The organism is Paenibacillus andongensis, from assembly GCF_025369935.1.
Classification (GTDB): Bacteria; Bacillota; Bacilli; order Paenibacillales; family NBRC-103111; genus Paenibacillus_E; species Paenibacillus_E andongensis.
In genome coordinates, this window is record NZ_CP104467.1 from 4,131,026 (window position 1) to 4,150,178 (window position 19,153).

General features: G+C 45.5%; 14 protein-coding genes. 1 reads left to right on the top strand and 13 read right to left on the bottom strand.

Annotation, left to right across the window (positions count from 1 at the left end; all coding sequences use genetic code 11):
• Positions 1-144: 144 nt before the first annotated feature.
• A complete protein-coding gene (locus NYR53_RS18610; protein ID WP_367618544.1) occupies positions 145-621 on the bottom strand; it encodes a DinB family protein in 477 nt (158 codons plus the stop codon).
• Positions 622-814: 193 nt separating this feature from the next.
• Here NYR53_RS18610 and NYR53_RS18615 point away from each other — a divergent pair, with 193 nt between their 5' ends.
• The gene (locus NYR53_RS18615) at positions 815-1,717 is read left to right on the top strand and encodes a LysR family transcriptional regulator (protein WP_261300740.1); all 903 of its coding nucleotides are present in this window, start codon (positions 815-817) and stop codon (positions 1,715-1,717) included.
• A gap of 110 nt (positions 1,718-1,827) precedes the next feature.
• On the opposite strand, the gene NYR53_RS18620 is transcribed toward NYR53_RS18615, so the two are convergent.
• The 12 genes from NYR53_RS18620 to NYR53_RS18675 form a co-directional block, all read right to left on the bottom strand.
• The gene (locus NYR53_RS18620) at positions 1,828-2,280 is read right to left on the bottom strand and encodes a cupin domain-containing protein (protein WP_261306426.1); all 453 of its coding nucleotides are present in this window, start codon (positions 2,278-2,280) and stop codon (positions 1,828-1,830) included.
• Between the two features lie 137 nt (positions 2,281-2,417).
• Positions 2,418-3,263: a helix-turn-helix transcriptional regulator gene (locus NYR53_RS18625; protein WP_261300741.1), complete on the bottom strand. Its 846-nt coding sequence runs from the start codon at positions 3,261-3,263 to the stop codon at positions 2,418-2,420.
• A gap of 493 nt (positions 3,264-3,756) precedes the next feature.
• Positions 3,757-6,753, bottom strand: coding sequence for a carbohydrate binding domain-containing protein (locus NYR53_RS18630; RefSeq protein WP_261300742.1), 2,997 nt, complete (start codon positions 6,751-6,753; stop codon positions 3,757-3,759).
• A 322-nt stretch (positions 6,754-7,075) separates the two neighbouring features.
• Entirely contained in the window at positions 7,076-7,819 is a 744-nt protein-coding gene (locus tag NYR53_RS18635) for a PIG-L deacetylase family protein (protein WP_261300743.1), read from the bottom strand.
• Positions 7,820-7,840: 21 nt separating this feature from the next.
• On the bottom strand, positions 7,841-8,827 hold the full coding sequence (locus tag NYR53_RS18640) for an N-acetylglucosamine kinase (RefSeq protein WP_261300744.1): 987 nt from the start codon (positions 8,825-8,827) through the stop codon (positions 7,841-7,843).
• Complete coding sequence (gene argH / locus NYR53_RS18645; protein WP_261300745.1) at positions 8,827-10,335, bottom strand: argininosuccinate lyase; 1,509 nt, start codon at positions 10,333-10,335, stop codon at positions 8,827-8,829. The genes NYR53_RS18640 and argH overlap by 1 nt, the downstream gene beginning before the upstream one ends.
• Positions 10,322-11,101 (bottom strand): creatininase family protein, encoded by a 780-nt coding sequence (locus tag NYR53_RS18650; RefSeq protein WP_261300746.1) that lies wholly within the window; start codon positions 11,099-11,101, stop codon positions 10,322-10,324. Before NYR53_RS18650 ends, argH begins: the two co-directional genes overlap by 14 nt.
• Positions 11,102-11,161: 60 nt before the next feature.
• Positions 11,162-13,687, bottom strand: coding sequence for an NEW3 domain-containing protein (locus NYR53_RS18655; RefSeq protein ID WP_437180053.1), 2,526 nt, complete (start codon positions 13,685-13,687; stop codon positions 11,162-11,164).
• A 77-nt stretch (positions 13,688-13,764) separates the two neighbouring features.
• The gene (locus NYR53_RS18660; RefSeq protein ID WP_261300747.1) at positions 13,765-15,495 is read right to left on the bottom strand and encodes an ABC transporter permease; all 1,731 of its coding nucleotides are present in this window, start codon (positions 15,493-15,495) and stop codon (positions 13,765-13,767) included.
• 15 nt (positions 15,496-15,510) lie between these two features.
• A complete protein-coding gene (locus NYR53_RS18665; RefSeq protein WP_261300748.1) occupies positions 15,511-16,596 on the bottom strand; it encodes an ABC transporter ATP-binding protein in 1,086 nt (361 codons plus the stop codon).
• A 76-nt stretch (positions 16,597-16,672) separates the two neighbouring features.
• Positions 16,673-17,803, bottom strand: a complete 1,131-nt coding sequence (locus NYR53_RS18670; protein WP_261300749.1) for an extracellular solute-binding protein — start codon at positions 17,801-17,803, stop codon at positions 16,673-16,675.
• Positions 17,790-19,001 (bottom strand): ROK family transcriptional regulator, encoded by a 1,212-nt coding sequence (locus NYR53_RS18675; RefSeq protein WP_261300750.1) that lies wholly within the window; start codon positions 18,999-19,001, stop codon positions 17,790-17,792. Before NYR53_RS18675 ends, NYR53_RS18670 begins: the two co-directional genes overlap by 14 nt.
• Positions 19,002-19,153: the final 152 nt, after the last annotated feature.

The window sequence follows — 19,153 nt, forward strand, 5'->3', positions numbered from 1 at the left end:
CGGCTACCTACGAATGATTAGGCAGCCTCATTCAAAAGAACAAGGAGCAGTTGCCTTATGTGCTAACTGCTCCTTGTTTTGCATTGCAAAACATATCAACCACGCTCCGGCTTGAATAGCTCAAGTTCTTCTTCGCATCTCGTTTTATTGCTTGCCTTGAATGACCTTAAGTAAGCAATTGCAAATTGCAAGATGCATCCCTTCATGAACCAATGCAAAGTTGAACAACTCTCCCGCCCGATTAAAAGTGAGCGGTCCAAATTGCAGCGGCGCTTCAAGCTGTACCTCTAGACTCTCAGGAGCTAATTCGGATAGGGAGTTAAGCTGAATTGACAGTTCTTGGATTAGCTCTTCCTTTGATGGAGGCGTGTTAGCCCAGTTTGCCGGCGCTGTCCCGGAGTTGAAGAAAGATGCGTAGCTTGCGGGAATAGACGAATCTTTCGAGAAGGCAAGCGTCATGTAAGTATCCATCCAATAAATCATGTGTCCAATGTTCCAACGAATCGTGTTATTGTAGGAATCAGCTTGAATGTCGAACAGTTCCTCTGGGATAGCCTGCATCTGGTACAGCACCACTTGACGTACTTTTTTTGCCGTGTCGATAATCATTTCGGACATCATGATTTCCTCCTTTGGAATGAGAAGCGTTTGATATATTCCAAGTATAGGTCTCATGGATTGTTCCATCAATGCAGTGCGCATTACCGAAACGTTAAGTATAAGTTAACGATTATGAATTGACAGAAAAAGAAAATGAAGTGACAATAATGATTGAACATGCATTCAACGATGCATTTGAAAGCAGGTGTGAGCTATGGAGTTAAAACAACTTCAGTATTTTATGGCGATTTGTGATGAGCTCCACTTTACGAGAGCAGCCGAGAAGATGGGAGTCAGTGCGCCTAACATCAGCCAGCAGATAAGGAGATTGGAAGAAGAATTAGGGGTTTTACTGTTCGATCGTGTGGGAAAAACAATCGTCCTCACAGAAGCCGGAGCGATCCTTCAAGAACATGGTGCTGCCGTGTTCGGGCATCTTCGGCAAGCAAGCGATGCCATTACTGACCTGAAGCAAATGCAAGGTGGATCGCTATCCATCGGAGTCTTGCCCGGTGACGCGGATCTCATGTTTAATGCGCTGCTGCTGAACTTCCATCAGAGCTATCCTACTATCTCGCTGTCCCTTCTTGAAACCACGAAAATAACAGAACAAGTACTGGACCGAAGCATCGATGTTGGCGTAACCATCGGACCTGTTATCGATGAACGCCTCACGTCAATTCCTTTGTTTCACGAGGAGTTCTCTTTGGCGGTTAGCACGACTGATCCCCTTGCCACGGAGAGCTTCATCCCCTTGAACAGGCTGCATGCCTTAAAGATGGTCATGTTCCCACCTGATCATCAATGTCGTAAGCTGATCGACCGTTTCTGCATGGATAAGGGATTTATTCTGCAGCCGCATATGGTGACAACAACGTTATCCTCCCTCCTTCAAATGGTGCTGAGCGGAGTTGGCGTCTGTGTTCTGCCGCGATTACTACTGGAAAATCTACACAATAAAGACATTAAAATTCTTCCGCTGAGAAATCCTACGCCTTCTCAGGACATTTGTCTGATCTACCGCAGCGACAGGTATGTCGGGTACGCCATGCGCACATTCATCAAAACTCTGAGGACCTATATCGAGACCGTTATCAATCATGCGAAGTCTTCGTAGAAAACGATGGCTTGCTTTTGAGCTCCAATCTACTCGTTCAATAAAATGAGCAGGCTGCCGCGGCACCTGCTCTTTGCTAGTTCAGCCTCCACCTATTTTTTCTTGTTAGCTTATTTATTAATTAACTTAAAATCGTCATAATGAAACCCCGGCGCCACAACACAGGAGACAAATACAGGCTCGGTTCCTAGTGGTTTTGCCGTCTGCCAAACATTGGCCGGTACTAAGGCTTGTGGAAACTGACCATTGATGACATCTGGTCCAAGAATGATTTCTTTTGTTGACTCAGGCTGTTCTTTGGTACCTCCAAGTGTTAGCAACAGTGGACTACCTGAATGCCAGAGCCAAAGTTCATCCGATAATACCGTATGCCATTCTGAAAATTCTTCTGGATGAAGCACGAAATAAATGGAAGTAGCTGCGTATCGGGAACCTGAGTACGCTTCATTAAGCACTTCTTTTGGAATTTCGAAGGATGCTTTCCAAAGCTCTTTGTACCATCCGCCTTCTGGATGAGGCTTTAAATCTAGTGCTGCAACTAATGGTGATAAGGATTTTGTAATCATATAGTTTCTCACTCTCTTCCTATCTCTGTCTCTATTAAACTCCTATTGTATTATACACTAAAATAAGTTCCTACTTTTTTTCTTGTTCAAATAAATAAAAGCCGCAAAAATAGCGGCTAATAAGGTAAATTTCTTTATTTGTCCCTCGTAGTACGCCAAGTAGTTAATAACGTTTTCAATCGCTCTGACGTAGACGGAGATGCCGTGTAAATCATTATTTTAAGTTCTGGATTGGTCGGTGGCTGTAAGGTCACATGTTCAAATTCCATCTCCCCGATAAAGGGATCATTCCATCGTTTGTGGCATTCAGTGACGGTCTCAACATCATATTTTGGCCAAAAAGAACGAAACAATTCGCTTAATTCCATAAACTCCTCAATTAAACCCTTAAGCTTTCGGTCATTTGCGAAAAGCGGGTAATCCGCACGAAAACGCGCAATCATTACTTTTGCTTTAGCTTCCCAATCCAAATTATTCGTTTGTAGTGACGAATCCGTCAGAAAACGTCTCAACCAATTAGGGCGCTGATGTAATTCCTTTGAAAATGTTGGTAGTCGAAATACAAGCTCTGCGGCTTGATTCCACATTAATAAATCCCAGCCTTTTCCTAAAATGAAAGCAGGATTAGGTTCAAGAGCCCTCACTGTTTGCACCAATCCAGTACTCACTTCTTGATCCTCTTCTTCCTCCGGTTTTGTTGGCATTGCAAGCATATGGAGATGGCGGCACTCATCAACGGATAATCGTAACGCCCCCGCCAAGCTATTCAGTACTTCCTCTGATGGATTTACTTCTCTTCCCTGCTCCAATGAGGTGTACCATGAAATACCAATATGAGCAAGTTGAGCCACCTCTTCTCGCCGAAGACCTGGCGTTCGACGCCTGCCATAAGACGGCAACCCAACATCCTCTGGAGTTAGACGCTCTCTGCGTGCCCGCAAAAATTCACCCAACGATGAGTTGGGAGAAAACTCTTTCATAAGCTGCTCTCCTTATCCTGACACTACCAATCCTACGTATAACGCAGGAAGGCAGCTGATTCCTCATTCTGTCATACTGTTAGTATAGCATTTACAAAACTTAGGAGGTAATTTATCTGGTGCAACAGGTAACAGAAGAAGCCTTGCTCAGTCTTCATAGTGAGAATGGAGAACCAGGATTCAACGACCCACAATAACTGCGAAAGTGCAGATATTTTTGCTAAAATCGTTTGAAAAGAGGAAAAACCTGCTATTATGCAGGAATTTTAGCTTTTCCATCCTGAAATTAAAAAAAGACAGCAAAAGCCTGCACTATCTGCAGAGATGTACGAATAGGAGCTATTCAAAGAAAAAAAGCATGTACATTTGCAGGTTTACCACAACAGCCGTCACTCCTTCTCGTTAATTTCGCTCCAATCCAAAACTTATACTTTCGTATATAAAAAAGACCATGCCAATGACATGGTCGAATGAAAAAGAACGGAAGAGTTCTCTATTTATCGTACTTGTAGAGATTAGTTTCGTACTTCACGTAATAAAGATCTCCATACTTATCCGCTGTCAGAAGCGTCACACCTGCCCCGATTAAAGCAACTGCGTCTTTGTTGGCAGATTTGGCGTCAACTGCGTACAATTTTGCGCCAATGCTCACATAGACGTTTCCGTCGTTACCGACAACCATCTTGCCGCCTTGCCAGCTCACGGGGATTGAGTTGAATTTGTCGGGATATACCGTCGTATGAGCGGCATCTGGATTATTAGGATCAATAATAAACAAATCCGCAGTTGTGTCGTGAGACGAATTGCCTGACGAGTTACCTTCCGCAAGTCCCCATATTTTACCGTCTGGACCTTCGACTAGATCAGAGATGACTTTTCTACCTGGTGCTGGAACAAATTGAGGAACAGGTGTTGAGTTGGTGCCCGTTGTATTCCAAACGAACACTTTTCCTTCCGTTGCATCAACTGTGCTGCTGATCCCCCCGTAAACGGATGTGCCGCCGAAAACTTTATTGTTCTTGTATGCCAGTGAAATGACACTTTGATGGTAGACAATATCGTTTATGGTCGTGACTTGTTGAGAATTAGTCAGGTCATAAACGGTGAAAGAGCCTTTATTATACCCGGAACTCGCTACTGAACCGACATAAAGCCGATTCATTGAGGGTTCTGCCAGCATGCCAAACGGACGATCCTGTTGGTAAGGGTTACCGTCAATATCCTGGAACAGGAGCGAAGGATTCGTAGTATCATTCCACGTCGACGTGGTATCGTATTTTTTGATCCACGCGCCGGGGTATATGCCTAGATACAGATTGTTGCCCAAAGTCGTCATATTTTCCGCTTGCCCTGCGCCTTTATAGCGCGTTTCTTCGGATGTGTCCGGATTATAGACCCCCATCCCTCCAAGCAAATAGCCGCTTGTGTAAATCTTGTCGGCTGGCCCCTTGACCAGTGATCGGATTTTGGTCACAGATTCTGGAATTACGAAAGAGGTCGTCGTATCAATCGTAGGCGTTGCTGCAAGCTTATATTTCAAAATTTTTCCTGACTTAAGTGCAGCATACAGATAAGTATTGCCAGCATCCGTCAAAAAAGTATAACCAGCTGCGCTTCCTCCTACATCGCCCAGATTTGATTCTGCTGCCGATGAAATATCGTAGCTGTAAAGATAATTCCCTTTCGTGTAAAACACTTTGTCGTCAGAAGGGTGTTTCATCGATACGCCACGTGAATCGACATCGCTTAAGGAAGAGGCAATCGTACCATTTGCGCTATCCAATACCAGTGTTGGACCCGCCGAAAGTTGGGCGAACACCCTTGACGCCGTTCCATTCGAAATATAATCGAGTCCCGTCACATACTTGCTGCCATAATTTGCCGGAGAAATGGTTGTTTGAGTTCCATTCGCTGGATTAAACCGTATGATTGTTGCATTCGAAGTTGGTCCCATTCCCATATAAACCTCAGTATCGCTTGCATAAGCGATCGACCTAACAAATTGTAGGCCGCTGACAATGGGTTGATCGTTGTTTAAGACGACAGTACCTCCGGTCGGATCGTATTGGAACGCTTTGCCGCTAGTGGAAGTTCCACCGTAAACTTTTCCGTTGCTTCCCGCCGTTACATCCCAAATAACGTCCATTCCCGTTGGTAGAACGATTGTCGCTAACGAGCTGCCAGTAATTACTTTTTTCCCATTAACCGTGCTAACTGTGCCGGGGATATACCGAAACATCGTTTTCTTGTTAGCCGTACCCACATAGACGGACTTATCAGTAGCCACTGTCAGTCCCCAGACAGCTTCCATCTTTGCGTTATTCTGATCAATAAGATCCTGATCATCCAACAACTCACCCGTTCGGGCATCGTAAACAACAAACTTGGACGGGAACCCACTGGAGCCGACGTACATCAGATCGGTGTTGCCGGTTGCGTCTTTGCCGAATACAGCGACGTCGAGTGGATTGTTCTTAATTTGAGTTCCAAGATTGTATTCAATCGGGCGATCCAGCGTCACATCATCGACGTAAGCGACCATAGAAGTTGTCGTCCCTGTGGTCAAATATACGGAGACAGATGCTGTACCTGTAGGTGCAGTTGCGGATACAGAAACCGGTGTCCATTGTGACGCAGTGCCATTGAAATCGTTTGCAGCATCTTTAATGACAGTCCCTGCGGAATTCTTGAAAAGAAGGTGGATACTCAGCCCGGAGCCGCTGAACGGGTAGACTTTGGCCGTAGCTCCGACTCTTGTGCCAGTAAAAACCGTTACATTCGAGCTTTCCGCAAAACTTGCGGTGGATGAACTGGAATCGTCCAGTTTAAGACTGTAGGTTCCCCCCGCCTTCTGAACCGTCGAAACGGCTGCCCCAGAGGACACGGTCCAAGTACCACTTAAAGGGGCTTCGAAGCCTGCATTTCTAACGGTTTGACCGATCGAAACATCGTCAACATAGGCGGTCGTAACTGACGCTAAGGAGCTGTAAACCATGACCGCTACTTGAGTCGTTCCAGCTGGAGCTTTGGCTGTAATAGATCTCTTCGTCCATTGATTGAGCGTAGGCGTAACGCCAGTGGGCGCTACAACCGTTTCCGTAGTGCCGTTATAGAAGATCAGCCAAACATCAATCGATCCTTGCTCAATATAAGCAAAGACTGAAGCGGTATACTCTTCATTCTGCGTAATGCTAACCTTTTCGCTAATCCGAGCAAGTGAATTCGTAGAACTAGTGTCCACCATTTTCATACTGTTCAAGCCCGTATAAGCTTTCTCACTTGAGACGGATGCTGTATTTTGGCCGTACGTGGGGTGCGTGTACCATTGCGGTATGCCGGTTCCGGCATCTTCGAAAGAAGAGTTGGGGATAGTCAATGTGATGCCGGATGCGCGGACATCGAGGTTCTGGAAACTGCTGATAATAAGCAAACAACTAAACACCATACAGACGATACGAATCCACAAAGGGCGAAACGTTATTGCTTTCATAATTACCACTCCTCACACAAAGTTTGGCTGCGGTGAATCGTGAAGCTGTCGTTACCGGTCTGCGTTTACGAACTCCTTTCCTACCCAATGAGGCCTAGATTACACTTCTCGTTCACCTCCCTTCCGTCATGAATTTTCCGTTCGATACATAACTCGTTTAACGAATGTACTCTCATTTTAAGCCCACGATTGCGTTTAAAATATGTCATCATTTCTAGAAAATGTGGACAATTTCAAGATAATGTGTATAAAATTTCAAGATATACTTTACTAATCAGTCAAGAATTGCAAAAAAAAAACCTCTAGAAATTCATAGAGGGGGTTAACAAAGTTCTATCTCTGGAATTCCTTCTGTGCTTTCCTTCATGTCTTCAAACAGTCCGTCTGCCCGTACCTTCGTGTAATACTCATATTGTCCGATTACCCCATAATCTCCTTGCATGACACCAGGATAGGCTCGATTTACCGAAAAGATTTGACTTCGATGCGCGTGAAGAGCACGCCCTTTTATTTCTCGCTGATTTCCAATATTCACCTTGCCAGTAATGGGGACTGCACCGGTTGGTGCTGAATCTGCGCAATAATCATAGTAATGAGGAATCGATGCGAAAAATAAGGTGCAAAAATGAGGAGGCATCAATTTCTCCTCGGATTGAAGAACCGCTTGTTCGGTAGCCCTGGATATGGCTATATGATCTCGATGTCCAGTAACCCCGTTTGGCGGAAACGTAACGACGACATGCGGCTGAAGTTGCATAATAACGGATTCAATTTTTGCGGCCATTTCGTTGATGTCCTGGTTAATCAAACTTCCATCCGCGTAATGCAGCAAATACAAGTTATTAACACCTATGACTTCGCAAGCCTGTGACAATTCCCGCTCCCGAAGTGTGGCAAGTTCCTGCTTGCAGGTTACCGAATACTCGCCAGACTTTCCCCCACAGCCAGAGGTTGCGCAAATCAAATTGATGTCGTGACCGGCTTCTCTATATTTGGCCATGGTGCCGGCGCATGCGAATGACTCATCATCAGGATGGGCAAACACGAACAACAGCCTTTTTTTCATAGGATCCCTCCATTGGAGTAATCATCCCTCATGAAATTTCTGATAGTGATCTAGAGCCAGAGCCATCATTCCGTAAATCGGCTCCTTATGCATGTTTTCAATTTGTCCGGATGGTACAAAAGTGTTGAATTGGCTCGTCACATACTCCCTTACAAACGCATTGTTTTGTAGTACACCGCCTTGCAAAATGATTTGAAAAGGTTGTCTATATAAATTTATTCTCTCAATGACGGCCTTAGCACAAGTGAATAATTGTTCGGCTGCCTGAATCATAATAGACTTAGCCACTTGATCACCCTGTGAATGAGCTTGTGAGACGAGACTGGACAATTCAGCTACTTTCTCCACAGAATAGCTCGAGTTGTATGTCCAATTAAACAAATCCTCGGGATCTTTCAGATTCAAATAAGGAAGAATATGCTCAGCCAACTTGTTGGGGGCCACCCGGCCATCCATAGTTTTCAAAATGTGAATGATTGCTTGTTTACCGATCCAATACCCGCTTCCTTCATCTCCAACGCGGTGTCCCCACCCTCCTGCTCGGGCAACCTCGCCTTGATCATTAATGCCATAAACGATGGATCCCGTTCCAGCAATCAGAAGAATACCTGGCTTACCATTGGTTGCCCCCAGTAACGCTGCAAAGCCGTCATTTTCAATAATTAAACGTTTGGCACGTATACGCAAATGCTGCAGTGCCTCTTCGACCAACGCTAGGATGATCCTGCGGTCATATTCGGTATCCAAACCGGCTATTCCTAACGCGGCACAATCGGTTTCTAATTCTGTCTCGCCAAGCTCCCCATCCCCTACTAATTTACCATCCTCCAAAGCATTGCGAATCGCATGGATAAGCTCCCTCACGGCTGCTTCTTTACCGACCCCCTGATAATTACAAGATCCTGATCGGCCCTGTCCTCGAATGTGTCCCTGCTTATCGAAGAAGTAGCACAGGCTTTTCGTTCCGCCTCCGTCCACGGCAAGGAATGGAATCTTTTTAACAGACATTATGGGTTCCCCCACTCCCTCATGACTTCATCCAATATCAGCAGCGCAGTTCGGCTCTTATGATCCGACTCTGTTAACCATTGATCCAGAGATAGTTGTTCATGACAACGTAACTGAATCATCCTAATCATTTCTTGGGGACTTGGCCCTCCTGGCAAGGAGCGTATTTGAACAAAGTTCTCAGGGTCTAAGGCTTGTGCCAATGTGTCTCTATCCATAATTAAATTACGACCGATGATCTCACTAGCTGCTTCATTAACGAGTTCCCATGTAATTTCATTCGCTGCTAACCCTTCTTCCATCGCTCTCTTTACGACTGAACTAACGATATGGTGGGAATTTCGGAAGGAGAGTTTGTCCGTTCTAACCAAAGTATCCGCCAGTTCGGTAACGGTAGCGAAACTGCCTTCTGTCCGTTTACGAAGTACCTCTTTATTAACATCCATAGTCCCCACTACGACAGTTAGAAGTCGGTAGATCTTGTCCATGAGTTCAAGCGATTTCCATGCGTAAGGCTGCATATCGTCTTCCGTATCAACTATATCGCCAAAAGGCGTGTTATGCATCATTGCAAGCACTGAATCCGCGTTTCCTACGCAGCTAGAAAGTAAAGCGCGCATGTGTTCTAGAGAAACAGGATTTCGCTTTTGCGGCATAATGGAACTGATCTGAACATAAGGACTGGCTACCTTTATTACGGCGAACTCCTGTGTACACCAGAGCAATAAATCCTGAACAACTCGACCCAGATTGATCGCTGCAAGTTTAATGGAAGCAGCAACCTCTCCCAAATAATCCGCTCCGCCAATCGCATCATAAGAATTCTCTACAAGCTCGTCGAAGGCTAAAAGCTCTTTCACTCGGTTCCGATCAATTGGAAAGCCCGACGTTGTGAGCGCAGCAGCTCCCATACTGCTGCGGTTGCAATTGTTGTAGGCCGCCGTCATGCGGCGGATGTCTCTCGTAAGCGAGTCAACAACAGCCATGATGTAGTGAGCCATGGTCGTTGGCTGCGCCTGCTGCGTATGCGTGTAGCCAATCATCAGCGTATGAATATGCTCCTCTGCGAATTGCAGAAGCTGCTTACGTAACTGTAAACCGGATTGCATCGTGACCAGTAGCTTCTGCCTAAGTACCATCCGGTAAATCGTGACACCCATATCGTTACGGCTCTTCGCTAGGTGTAAATTTCCCGCAACATCGCCTGCGTGCTGCTGCAGCTGGTATTCCACCTGAAAGAATAAATCCTCAAACTCGCCCGAGTAACTAGAGTGGCGGAGTTGATCAAGGTCAAGATGTACAAGGGCATTTGCAATTTGGCAAGCCTCTTTTTGAGAAATCAACTGCTGCTCCTTCAACATAACCAAGTGTGCTTTATTAATGGCCATCATGGCATCTAATAAATGTTGTTTGGCTTCGTTATAAGCAGGTTCTAGAACAGCTTCCGTATACGTTTTACCTGGAAATACCTTACCTTCACTTTCCATAATAGACTCACGATTCCCCATCCAGCTGTTCACCTCCGTCTTTCATTACTGGTTTCTGCAACCAGTTTTCAAGTAATAGATGTAAGTTGTTGACTGCTTCCGCTATAATCCATTCCCCTGCTTCTAAGGATGTCTGCCGGACATGCCCCGTGTAGCCATCCCATCCTGCTGGACAGCCTTCGACCAATACAAAAGGTAGGTTCGAAAGTGATTGATTTGCTATTAAGTCTACGTCACTGTCACTGACATGAACCAAATCCGGTCGAAATGCTTTGACAACCGACATTTCATAGGGGCCCCCATGGCCTCTGCCCGTTGTTCCAGTAAAAATTCCAGCTTCTTCGGCACTTTGCGTTGTTACCATTTGCCACCAGTTCACTAATAGAACACTAGCGTCCTTGTAGGTTGCTGTAATGGCTTCTGCTACTGTTCTGGATACACCCATATTCCCATCATGCGCGTTTAACAACAACACATGTCGGATACCTAACTGACAGATCCCGTCAACAATTTCATATAAATAATCGGTGATGATTGACGGACTCACGGAGATCGTTCCCGGATAATGACGAGTCTTTCCAGGACAAGCGGTATATGGGATAACGGGATAAATGAGCGGCTTCAAAGCAGGATGAATACGATCTGCGAAACCATTCGCTAGAATGACATCTGTACCAAGCGGTGAATGCGGCCCATGGTATTCGATTGATCCAAGCGGCACCACTGCAAAACGGACTTCTTCTAATACAGTCTGTAGATCACGGCCGTGTACTTCCCTAATATCCATGGGCTAAATTCCCCCGTTTGGTAACGGGAGGCCCGTTCAGGCCTCCCTCTGTAGTTATTCCTATTGCTTTAAGCTGATCATGTTCACAAAGAGACGAATAGAACCAGGAACGAGGTTCGGGATTTCACGGTACCATACAAGCGAACTGTAGGTGTAGGTTCCTTTGCCGTATTTAGCGCTTAGGAACGTTCCGGTAAATTCCTTCTCCCCTGCATCGCCATTTGATATCAGCTGCGTATACTCTTTACCCCACTCAGACGGGTTGTAAGCCGAACGATCTTGAATCCAATTGTTCCAATCTGCTTCTGTAATCTTATTAGGGGTCGTAAAGATCGGATGATCAGGTGCTAGCATCGTTACTTTTGAATTCTCATCCGTGACCCGCCACTGTATTAACGGCTCTCCAATTTTTATCGGATAAGGGGCAAGTTCAGGTTTCCATTTATCTTCCGGCTTATGATATTGAACGACCAGATTGCCGCCGTTTTCTACATAAGAGAGAAGTCTCTGATTGCTCGATAACAGCTCTGGACGGAAACCGTATGCCCGAATGCCCAATACAATCGTGTCATATTGAGATAAGTCAGCAGATTGGATTGCTTTCTCGTCGAGTTTCGTTACGTTTACGCCAAACTGGGTTAAGTACTGATCAATATTGTCGAATCCGCTGGATACATATCCTACTTTCAGACCCGTAGGCACCTTCAAATCAAATGCCTGAATCTTTAACTCTGCTGGCTGAATTAAATAGGTTTTACCGATATGTGGATAGTCGATGATTTGTACGCTTTCCTTACTGGTAACATCACTGCTTGTGGCCACCGCTGTAACCGTATATTTGCCAACTTCTGTTCCAGCTGGAGCTTTTACTTGGAACGTAACCGGCTTCGTTTCACCTTTGGCAGCGAAATTTACTTCCTGAGATGCAGGTGTTACATTCCAGTCCTTAGGGACGTTCAAGGAAACGGACGTTTTGGCAGCTCCTGGCGAGTAGTTTCGAACCGTAACCTTGACCGGAAGAGGCTCTTCGGTCTTTAACGTGTTAAGCACCGTAGCCTCAGGGCTTAGTGACAGCGCGAACGCCGGAAGCACAGCCACTTGATTCGATGGCGTAACACGTATTTTTCCTGAAACATTATTTAACTGATACAAGACATCCGCACTTACTACAGATGGTTGATATACTTGGAACTCGACCGCATCCTTAGGGACTTGAACTTCGAAAGTGGCAGAAACCGTTTGGTTGTAATTTAGTTGGTCAAACGTGGTGTTTCCGACTGCTTTCACAGTCCAGCCCTCAGGCACATTCAGCCCGAGCCCAATGTTTTTCAGGTTGCTCTTGCCGCCACTGTAAGCGGAAACGACCATTTTGACCGTTTGACCTGCAACAATTTCGCCGGTTTCCGGTTTTACTTTCACAACCAACGACGATGCTTCCATACCGGCTTTATTCAGTTGCGCTTCCTTCACTTGAAGGCGATACAGCAAATCGGTCTTGACGCTTGCATCTAGTGTCGATGTTTTCACATCGCTCACAGCTGTTTCTACATCTGCTTTCATTTCTTGTACCTCACGAGCCACATCAGAGAACACAGGGTATGCTTTAACGACTTCTTCCGCATCCTTATTTAGGGCTCGCAAATCTTTGATCACTTTGTTATCTTTGCCCTTCGCTTCGATCTCTTTAGCCAAATCATCGAAGGAGAAAGCAATGCCGTCGAAGAAATCACTTTCCTTTTCTGATGTAACCGCTGAATTTAATTTGTAATAATTGAAGTTCGGACCTTCATCAACATGTCTTCCCATCCCTTGGCTCTTATGCATAAACCGGGATTCTTCTCCCAATTGGACATAAGAAGCGCCATAAATTTCATCGTAATCGCCTACAGGTACAGCAACGTTGTAATCCTTATCATTGGCAGGAAGGTAGAACTTCTTAATTTGCCATGGCTGAAGGCCGTTTTTCAAATGTTCAGGAAACACCTCGGGGTTAGCTGCATCCTTGAACGCACGAACGGTTATAACGTTAATGGCCCTATGATGACCGTGTGTTGATTCTTCGTTAAGGAAAGAAGGAATCACTACGTCTGGCCGCAGCTCCCGAATTTTCCGAATAAGTCTTTCATAGACCACTGAATCTCCCCACTTTTGCAAGGTTTCATCAGGACTTTTTGAGAATCCAAAATCAAATATAGGATCATTGATTTTCTCGCTTAACATACCTAACGTGACATTCGTGATTTTGGAAGCTTCCTGCAATTCGCGAGAACGAATAATACCTAACGCATTACCTAGTTCACTGCCGATCTCATTCTGGCCTCCTTCCCCACGGTTTGCAATGACACTAAATGTATTGACTCCTTTTCCTAATGAAAGATAAGCAAGCATAGCACTATGCTCGTCGTCAGGGTGAGCCCCGGTGTTCATAGCGCTTGCGATGGTTGTGAGCGGTTTAATCGATTTCCAGAGATCAACAACGCCTCTGTCGGCGCTGACTGGCTGCGCCATGCTAGGAAGCAGCAAGGTGCCTACTACAGCAGCGCTGGTGACACTCGTAAACACTTTCTTCCATGTACTTTTCTTCACTTTAACTCCTCCTTATTCACCTTTTATCATCAAGCAGCGGTCATGAACCCTAGAAGTTCCCGCGGAATGATCAACCTTTACACAGCTGTACCCGCTTTGTCGCCGGTCAATTTTTTCGAGATAAAGAGAACAATGATGATGAGGATGATCTGAAGAACACCATAGGCGCAAGCGGTTCCGAATTCAAACGCATACATTCTTTGGAAAATTTCCACCGAAATCGGAGCTGTTCTAGATGTAAACAACAGAATCGATGATACGAATTCACCGATGCCAGTTACGAAGGCCAATAAAGTTCCCGCTAAGATACCGCTAAGCGACAAGGGAAATACGATGCGACGAAAGCTATACCACCAGGAAGCTCCCAGATTACGGGCTGCCTCTTCGATCGAAGGATCCATCTGCATAAGCGTTGCCGACGTTGAACGGAATACAAGCGGTAAATGACGAACAAAATATGCTAGTGGCAAAATCCAGAACGTCCCTACAAGAACTTGCCCAAAACTGTAGGCAGACGGTGTGCTGAAAGCTGAAATTAAATTAATCCCTACAACCGTTCCTGGTAATGCCCAAGGTAGCATAATAAATACATCAAGCAATGTCTTCCCTCTAAATTTGAGGCGAATGATCGCATAAGCAGCTGCAACACCGAAGATCACATTGCCAACCGTTGCAACAAAGCTCATTTTGAAGCTGTTAGCAATGGGACGCCACGTTTTGCTGTTAGTAAACAATTCCACATAATGGCTAAATGTATATTCCGGCGGCAGGATTTGTGTCGTCCATGTACCATCGGTGGAAAAGGAGATGAGAATCAATACCAGAATGGGCAGGAGCAGAATGACAACACCTATCATGGAGAGGAACATGGCCGTATATTTCCCCCATGCACTCTTAACCTCTGTCCGATGTACACTAACACCTTTGCTCAAGTTCTGGTAATTTCGTAAGCCTTGATACCAGCGCATAATGATGAGAAACAGGATGGAAACGATGGATAATAAGGTAGACTGCGTAGCTGCCATATCCAAATTTCCGTTAGTTCGGGACAAATAAATTTGCATCGTCATCGTTCTTTCGATCCCGAAGATGAGCGGTGCCGTATAAGAAGCCATGGCAATCATGAAGACAAGCAAGGACGAAGCCACGATAGCTGGGGTGAGCATGGGTAAAATGATTCTCCGCCAAATATAAAGACGGCCGGCTCCAAGACTTGCAGCTGCTTCCTCCAGTGAAGGGTCGAGCCCCTTGATCGCAGCAGAAGCGGTCATATAGAAATAGGTGTACATTGTAAAGGTGTGAACCATGAGAACGCCCCATACGCCTTTTAGCGAGAACGGTACGTGGTCCATTTCCAACCAAAGCTTAAGCGTCCGCGGAATAATCCCGCTTTCTCCATATAGAAAAGTGAATGAAAGCACGCCTACCAGCGGTGGCAGCGCCATCGGTACCATGGCAAGCACGGTCAGCACTTTGCGGCCTGGAAACTCATAGCGTTCCAATAGAAATGCCATGGTGACCCCGACTATTGCGCATGTCACTACACTTAGAACGGAAATATATACACTGGTCCAGAGAGCCTCCAAATTGGCTGTATGCTCCAAGCTGAAGAACCGAGCATAGTTTTTCAAAGTAAAGCTGCCTTCCATTTGAATGCTCTGAATAAAAGTCTGATAAAGCGGAAAGAGCACATAGCCCAGCAGAATCAGAAACAAGGGAGCAATTAATACGTATACGAAATGAGGCGAAGAAGTGATGGATGGCCGTTTGATCACTGGTTGATGAGATACTGGTTTCTTAAAGGTCATATTCTCATCCTCCGCCTATTCTAAAAAGTAAATGCTTTCCTTTGGTATATGCATCGCAATTGTATCGTCGCGCTGACGTACCTGATGACCCTGATTGACGAACATCGCTTTCAATGGCTTATTGGCTACATCTGTCAGATAATTGACATTCACTCCAGTGAATTCTGCGATGACAACTTTAGCTTGGAATGTGTTCTCCAATTGTGAAGATTCTGGTAATTTTGCCTCGCGTACCGCCTCAGGACGAATAGACAATGTGGTTTGTGCGCCCACAGCCAGATGACAATTAGGTGCCGTATGGCTCACCAACCCGCATAGAACTAGATCGGGTGAAACTCTGACATGGACCTGATCTCCTTCTATTCGCTCCACGGTTCCGTTCAACAGATTAGACTCGCCGATAAAGGAAGCCACGAATCGGTTCACAGGTCGGTTGTAGATTTCCTCCGGCCTTCCAACCTGCTGAACAACGCCGCCTTGCATGACCATGATCCGATCCGACATCGCCATGGCTTCAGCTTGATCATGCGTCACGTAAATAGTTGTAATGCCAGATTCAAGCTGCAGCCTCTTAATCTCCAAGCGTGTTTCTTCTCTCAGTTTGGCATCTAAGTTGGATAAAGGCTCATCTAGCAATAAAATATTCGGCTCAATCACTAGTGCTCTGGCAAGCGCAACACGCTGCTGCTGACCGCCAGATAGTTGGTCAATTCGCCGATTGCCATAACCCTGTAAATGTACTTGCTGTAATGCACGCTCTACCCTTTGTAGACGTTCTTCTTTCGGTCTTTTTCTAACCTGTAAGCCAAAGGCTACATTCTCAAATACCGTCAGATGAGGAAATAAGGCATAGTTCTGAAACACCATTCCCGTATTGCGTTTGTGTGGCGGCACTGTCGTTACATCTTGATTGCCAAATACGATACGCCCAGAGGTTGGATAGTAAAAGCCGGCAATCATTCTCAACGTTGTTGTTTTTCCGCATCCGCTAGGACCAAGGAAAGTAAAGAATTCGCCGGGCTCAATTCGAATATGCACATCCTGAACACCCGATACTTTCCCAAATTGCTTGGTTACATGTTCTAGAGCGACTTCGATCACGTACAGTACCTCCCTTACTTTGAGCTCGGATAGAGGAGCTATGAAGGAGCTAACTCTACCCGAAAGGATGTTTCGTTTATTTCCCGCCTTTTCCTTTAATGCTCTCATCCCAATACTGCATCCAATCTTTCTCTTTATCAGCCATGACTGTCCAATCGATATTCATTGGTTTCAATTCAATACCTTTCAGCCAAGCTGGAAGTGAGTCTTTGCTAATATCCGTACGCGTAGGAATCTGGAACAATTTATCGGCAAGTTCTACACGAAGCTTGGAGTCGAAAAGGAACTCATAAAATTTCTTCGCCGACTCTTTGTTCTTGGCATTCTTTACCATACCCACGCCGTCTACAAGGATTGGTGCCCCGCTCGTTGGGTAAATAAAATCAAACGGCTGATTTTTCAAATGCTTCTGAATCATAATGTCCTGCAAATTCCAGAGCGAAAGTGTTCCTTCTTCACGGGCTAATTTTAAGTAAAGGTTCGTAGGATCCTGCGCGTATTCCTTCGTATTGGCATCCAACTTTTTCAACCAGTCATACCCTTTTTTAGGATCTGCGGCACCTTCCTTGAAAATCATAGCGGAATATATTGTTCTCATCGTTCCCGATGCAAGCACGCCACGAATAATGATTTTGCCTTTGTATTTCGGATCAAGTAGTGCGTCCCAATCTTTTGGAGCGTCCTCCTGCTTCAGTGCTTTGGAGTTGTACATGATCACTTCAGGCAGCAGCATTTCACCATACCAACGATCCTTAGCATCTTTGTACAAAGCTGGAATACTATCTGCGAAACTTGGCTTGAAGCTTTCCAAGAGATCTTCGTTCGCCGCCGTCATCAGACCGGATTGGGTGCCACCCCACCAGAAATCGGCTTGAGGATTGGCCTTTTCTCCCCGTACACGTTCCAGAATCTGCTGCGCTCCCATCGTTAATACTTCGACTTCAACTTCCGGATGCTTCGCATTGAATTTTGGAATAATTTCATCGACAACACTTTTATCTCTAGCCGTATAAATAACAAGCTTTTGCTTCTCTGCGGGTTTAGGCGCCTCTGTAGCTGCCGGTTTGTCAGAAGGTTTCACCGTGGGGGCTTGACTAGCATTGCCCGAACTCGGCGTGGAGCCTCCGCAAGCTGTAATCACAACCATCATGATGCTGACTAGTGTGCCTACGAGCATTCTGGACATATTCCCCTTACTTGTTCTCATTCACATAACCTCCCGAAAGGTATATTTTGTTAGAATTAACGATGGGGAAAGCTTCTAGGACGCTATGAATCGCCCCGATAATGCCCGCTTTGTAGCCTAAAGCCGCCAACTTGATTTGGGGTACGTACGGAACCCATCCCGTCAGCATACCTTGGATCTTCTCAACACCGCTTTCCTCGATGTCAATCATCGCTCCGCTGAAAATCAACAAGTCTGGATCGAGTATACTGACCATATTCGCAATTCCGTAGGCCCAGTGTCTGTAGATGTCATTTAATAATCGCCCTGCCTCTATATGTCCATCTTCCGTATGGCGTATTAATTGTTTAATCACACCCAGCTCTTCTACGAATGAAGGCAGCACTTTTCTGGCTTTGTCTTGGATGACGGGGACCGAGTAATTCCCTTCAAAAACGCCATATTCACCCCGGTTCAGCTTCTTTGCCTGACCCACCATCATATATCCGATCTCTCCGGATGCTTCACGTGAGCCTCTATAAAATTGGCCATCTAAGATAATTCCCGCGCCGATTCCCGTCCCAACATACATATAAACCTGATTTTTTACTCCGTATCCGACACCCTTATGAAACTCCCCTAATGTCATCAAATTAACGTCATTATCAATCACAACAGGCAGACCTAATCTCTCTTCGATCTCCTGTTTAACCGGTAACCCCATCCATCCTGTGCTTGGCGCATAACTTACAGTTCCATCGCGACGCTGTGTAATTCCGGGTAAGCCTAAGCCAACACCCAGTAATCGAGACTTCTCGAACCCGCTCTTGCTAAGCAAAGTCTGTAGACCTAATTCCAGACAACGTATGGCCATATCACCATTAGTTGGTTGCTGCAAGCGAAAGTTGTAATCAACTAACAAATCTCCACTTAGATCAGCGATAGACATATACAGCGTACTGCCCTCAAAAATGGCCCCAACTACTCCATAAGCTTGAAAATTATATTCAAGCAGGATCGGCTTCCGTCCGCCTTTGGACTCACCTACACCAACTTCGTGGATTAGCCCTTCCTTCATCATTTCATCAACCAGCGCAGATACACATGGACGGCTTAGCTCCGTTAGCTTCGCTAAATCTGCTCTGGAAACCCGCTTATTTTCCCGAAGCTTACGCAGGATCTCCTGTCTGTTCATTTGTTTTACAAGCTTGCTATTTCCAGTTTGATTGCGACCAAGCACCTTGTTCACCCCCTTTGATAGTTAGAATGACTAACAAAGTTTTCTAATACGATACTTATTATGAACTTTCTGAATTAAGTACAACTTCAATAAAAAAATGAGATCGTATTCATCTGTGGCATCATGTGCAGATTTCCCAAAATAACGAATCG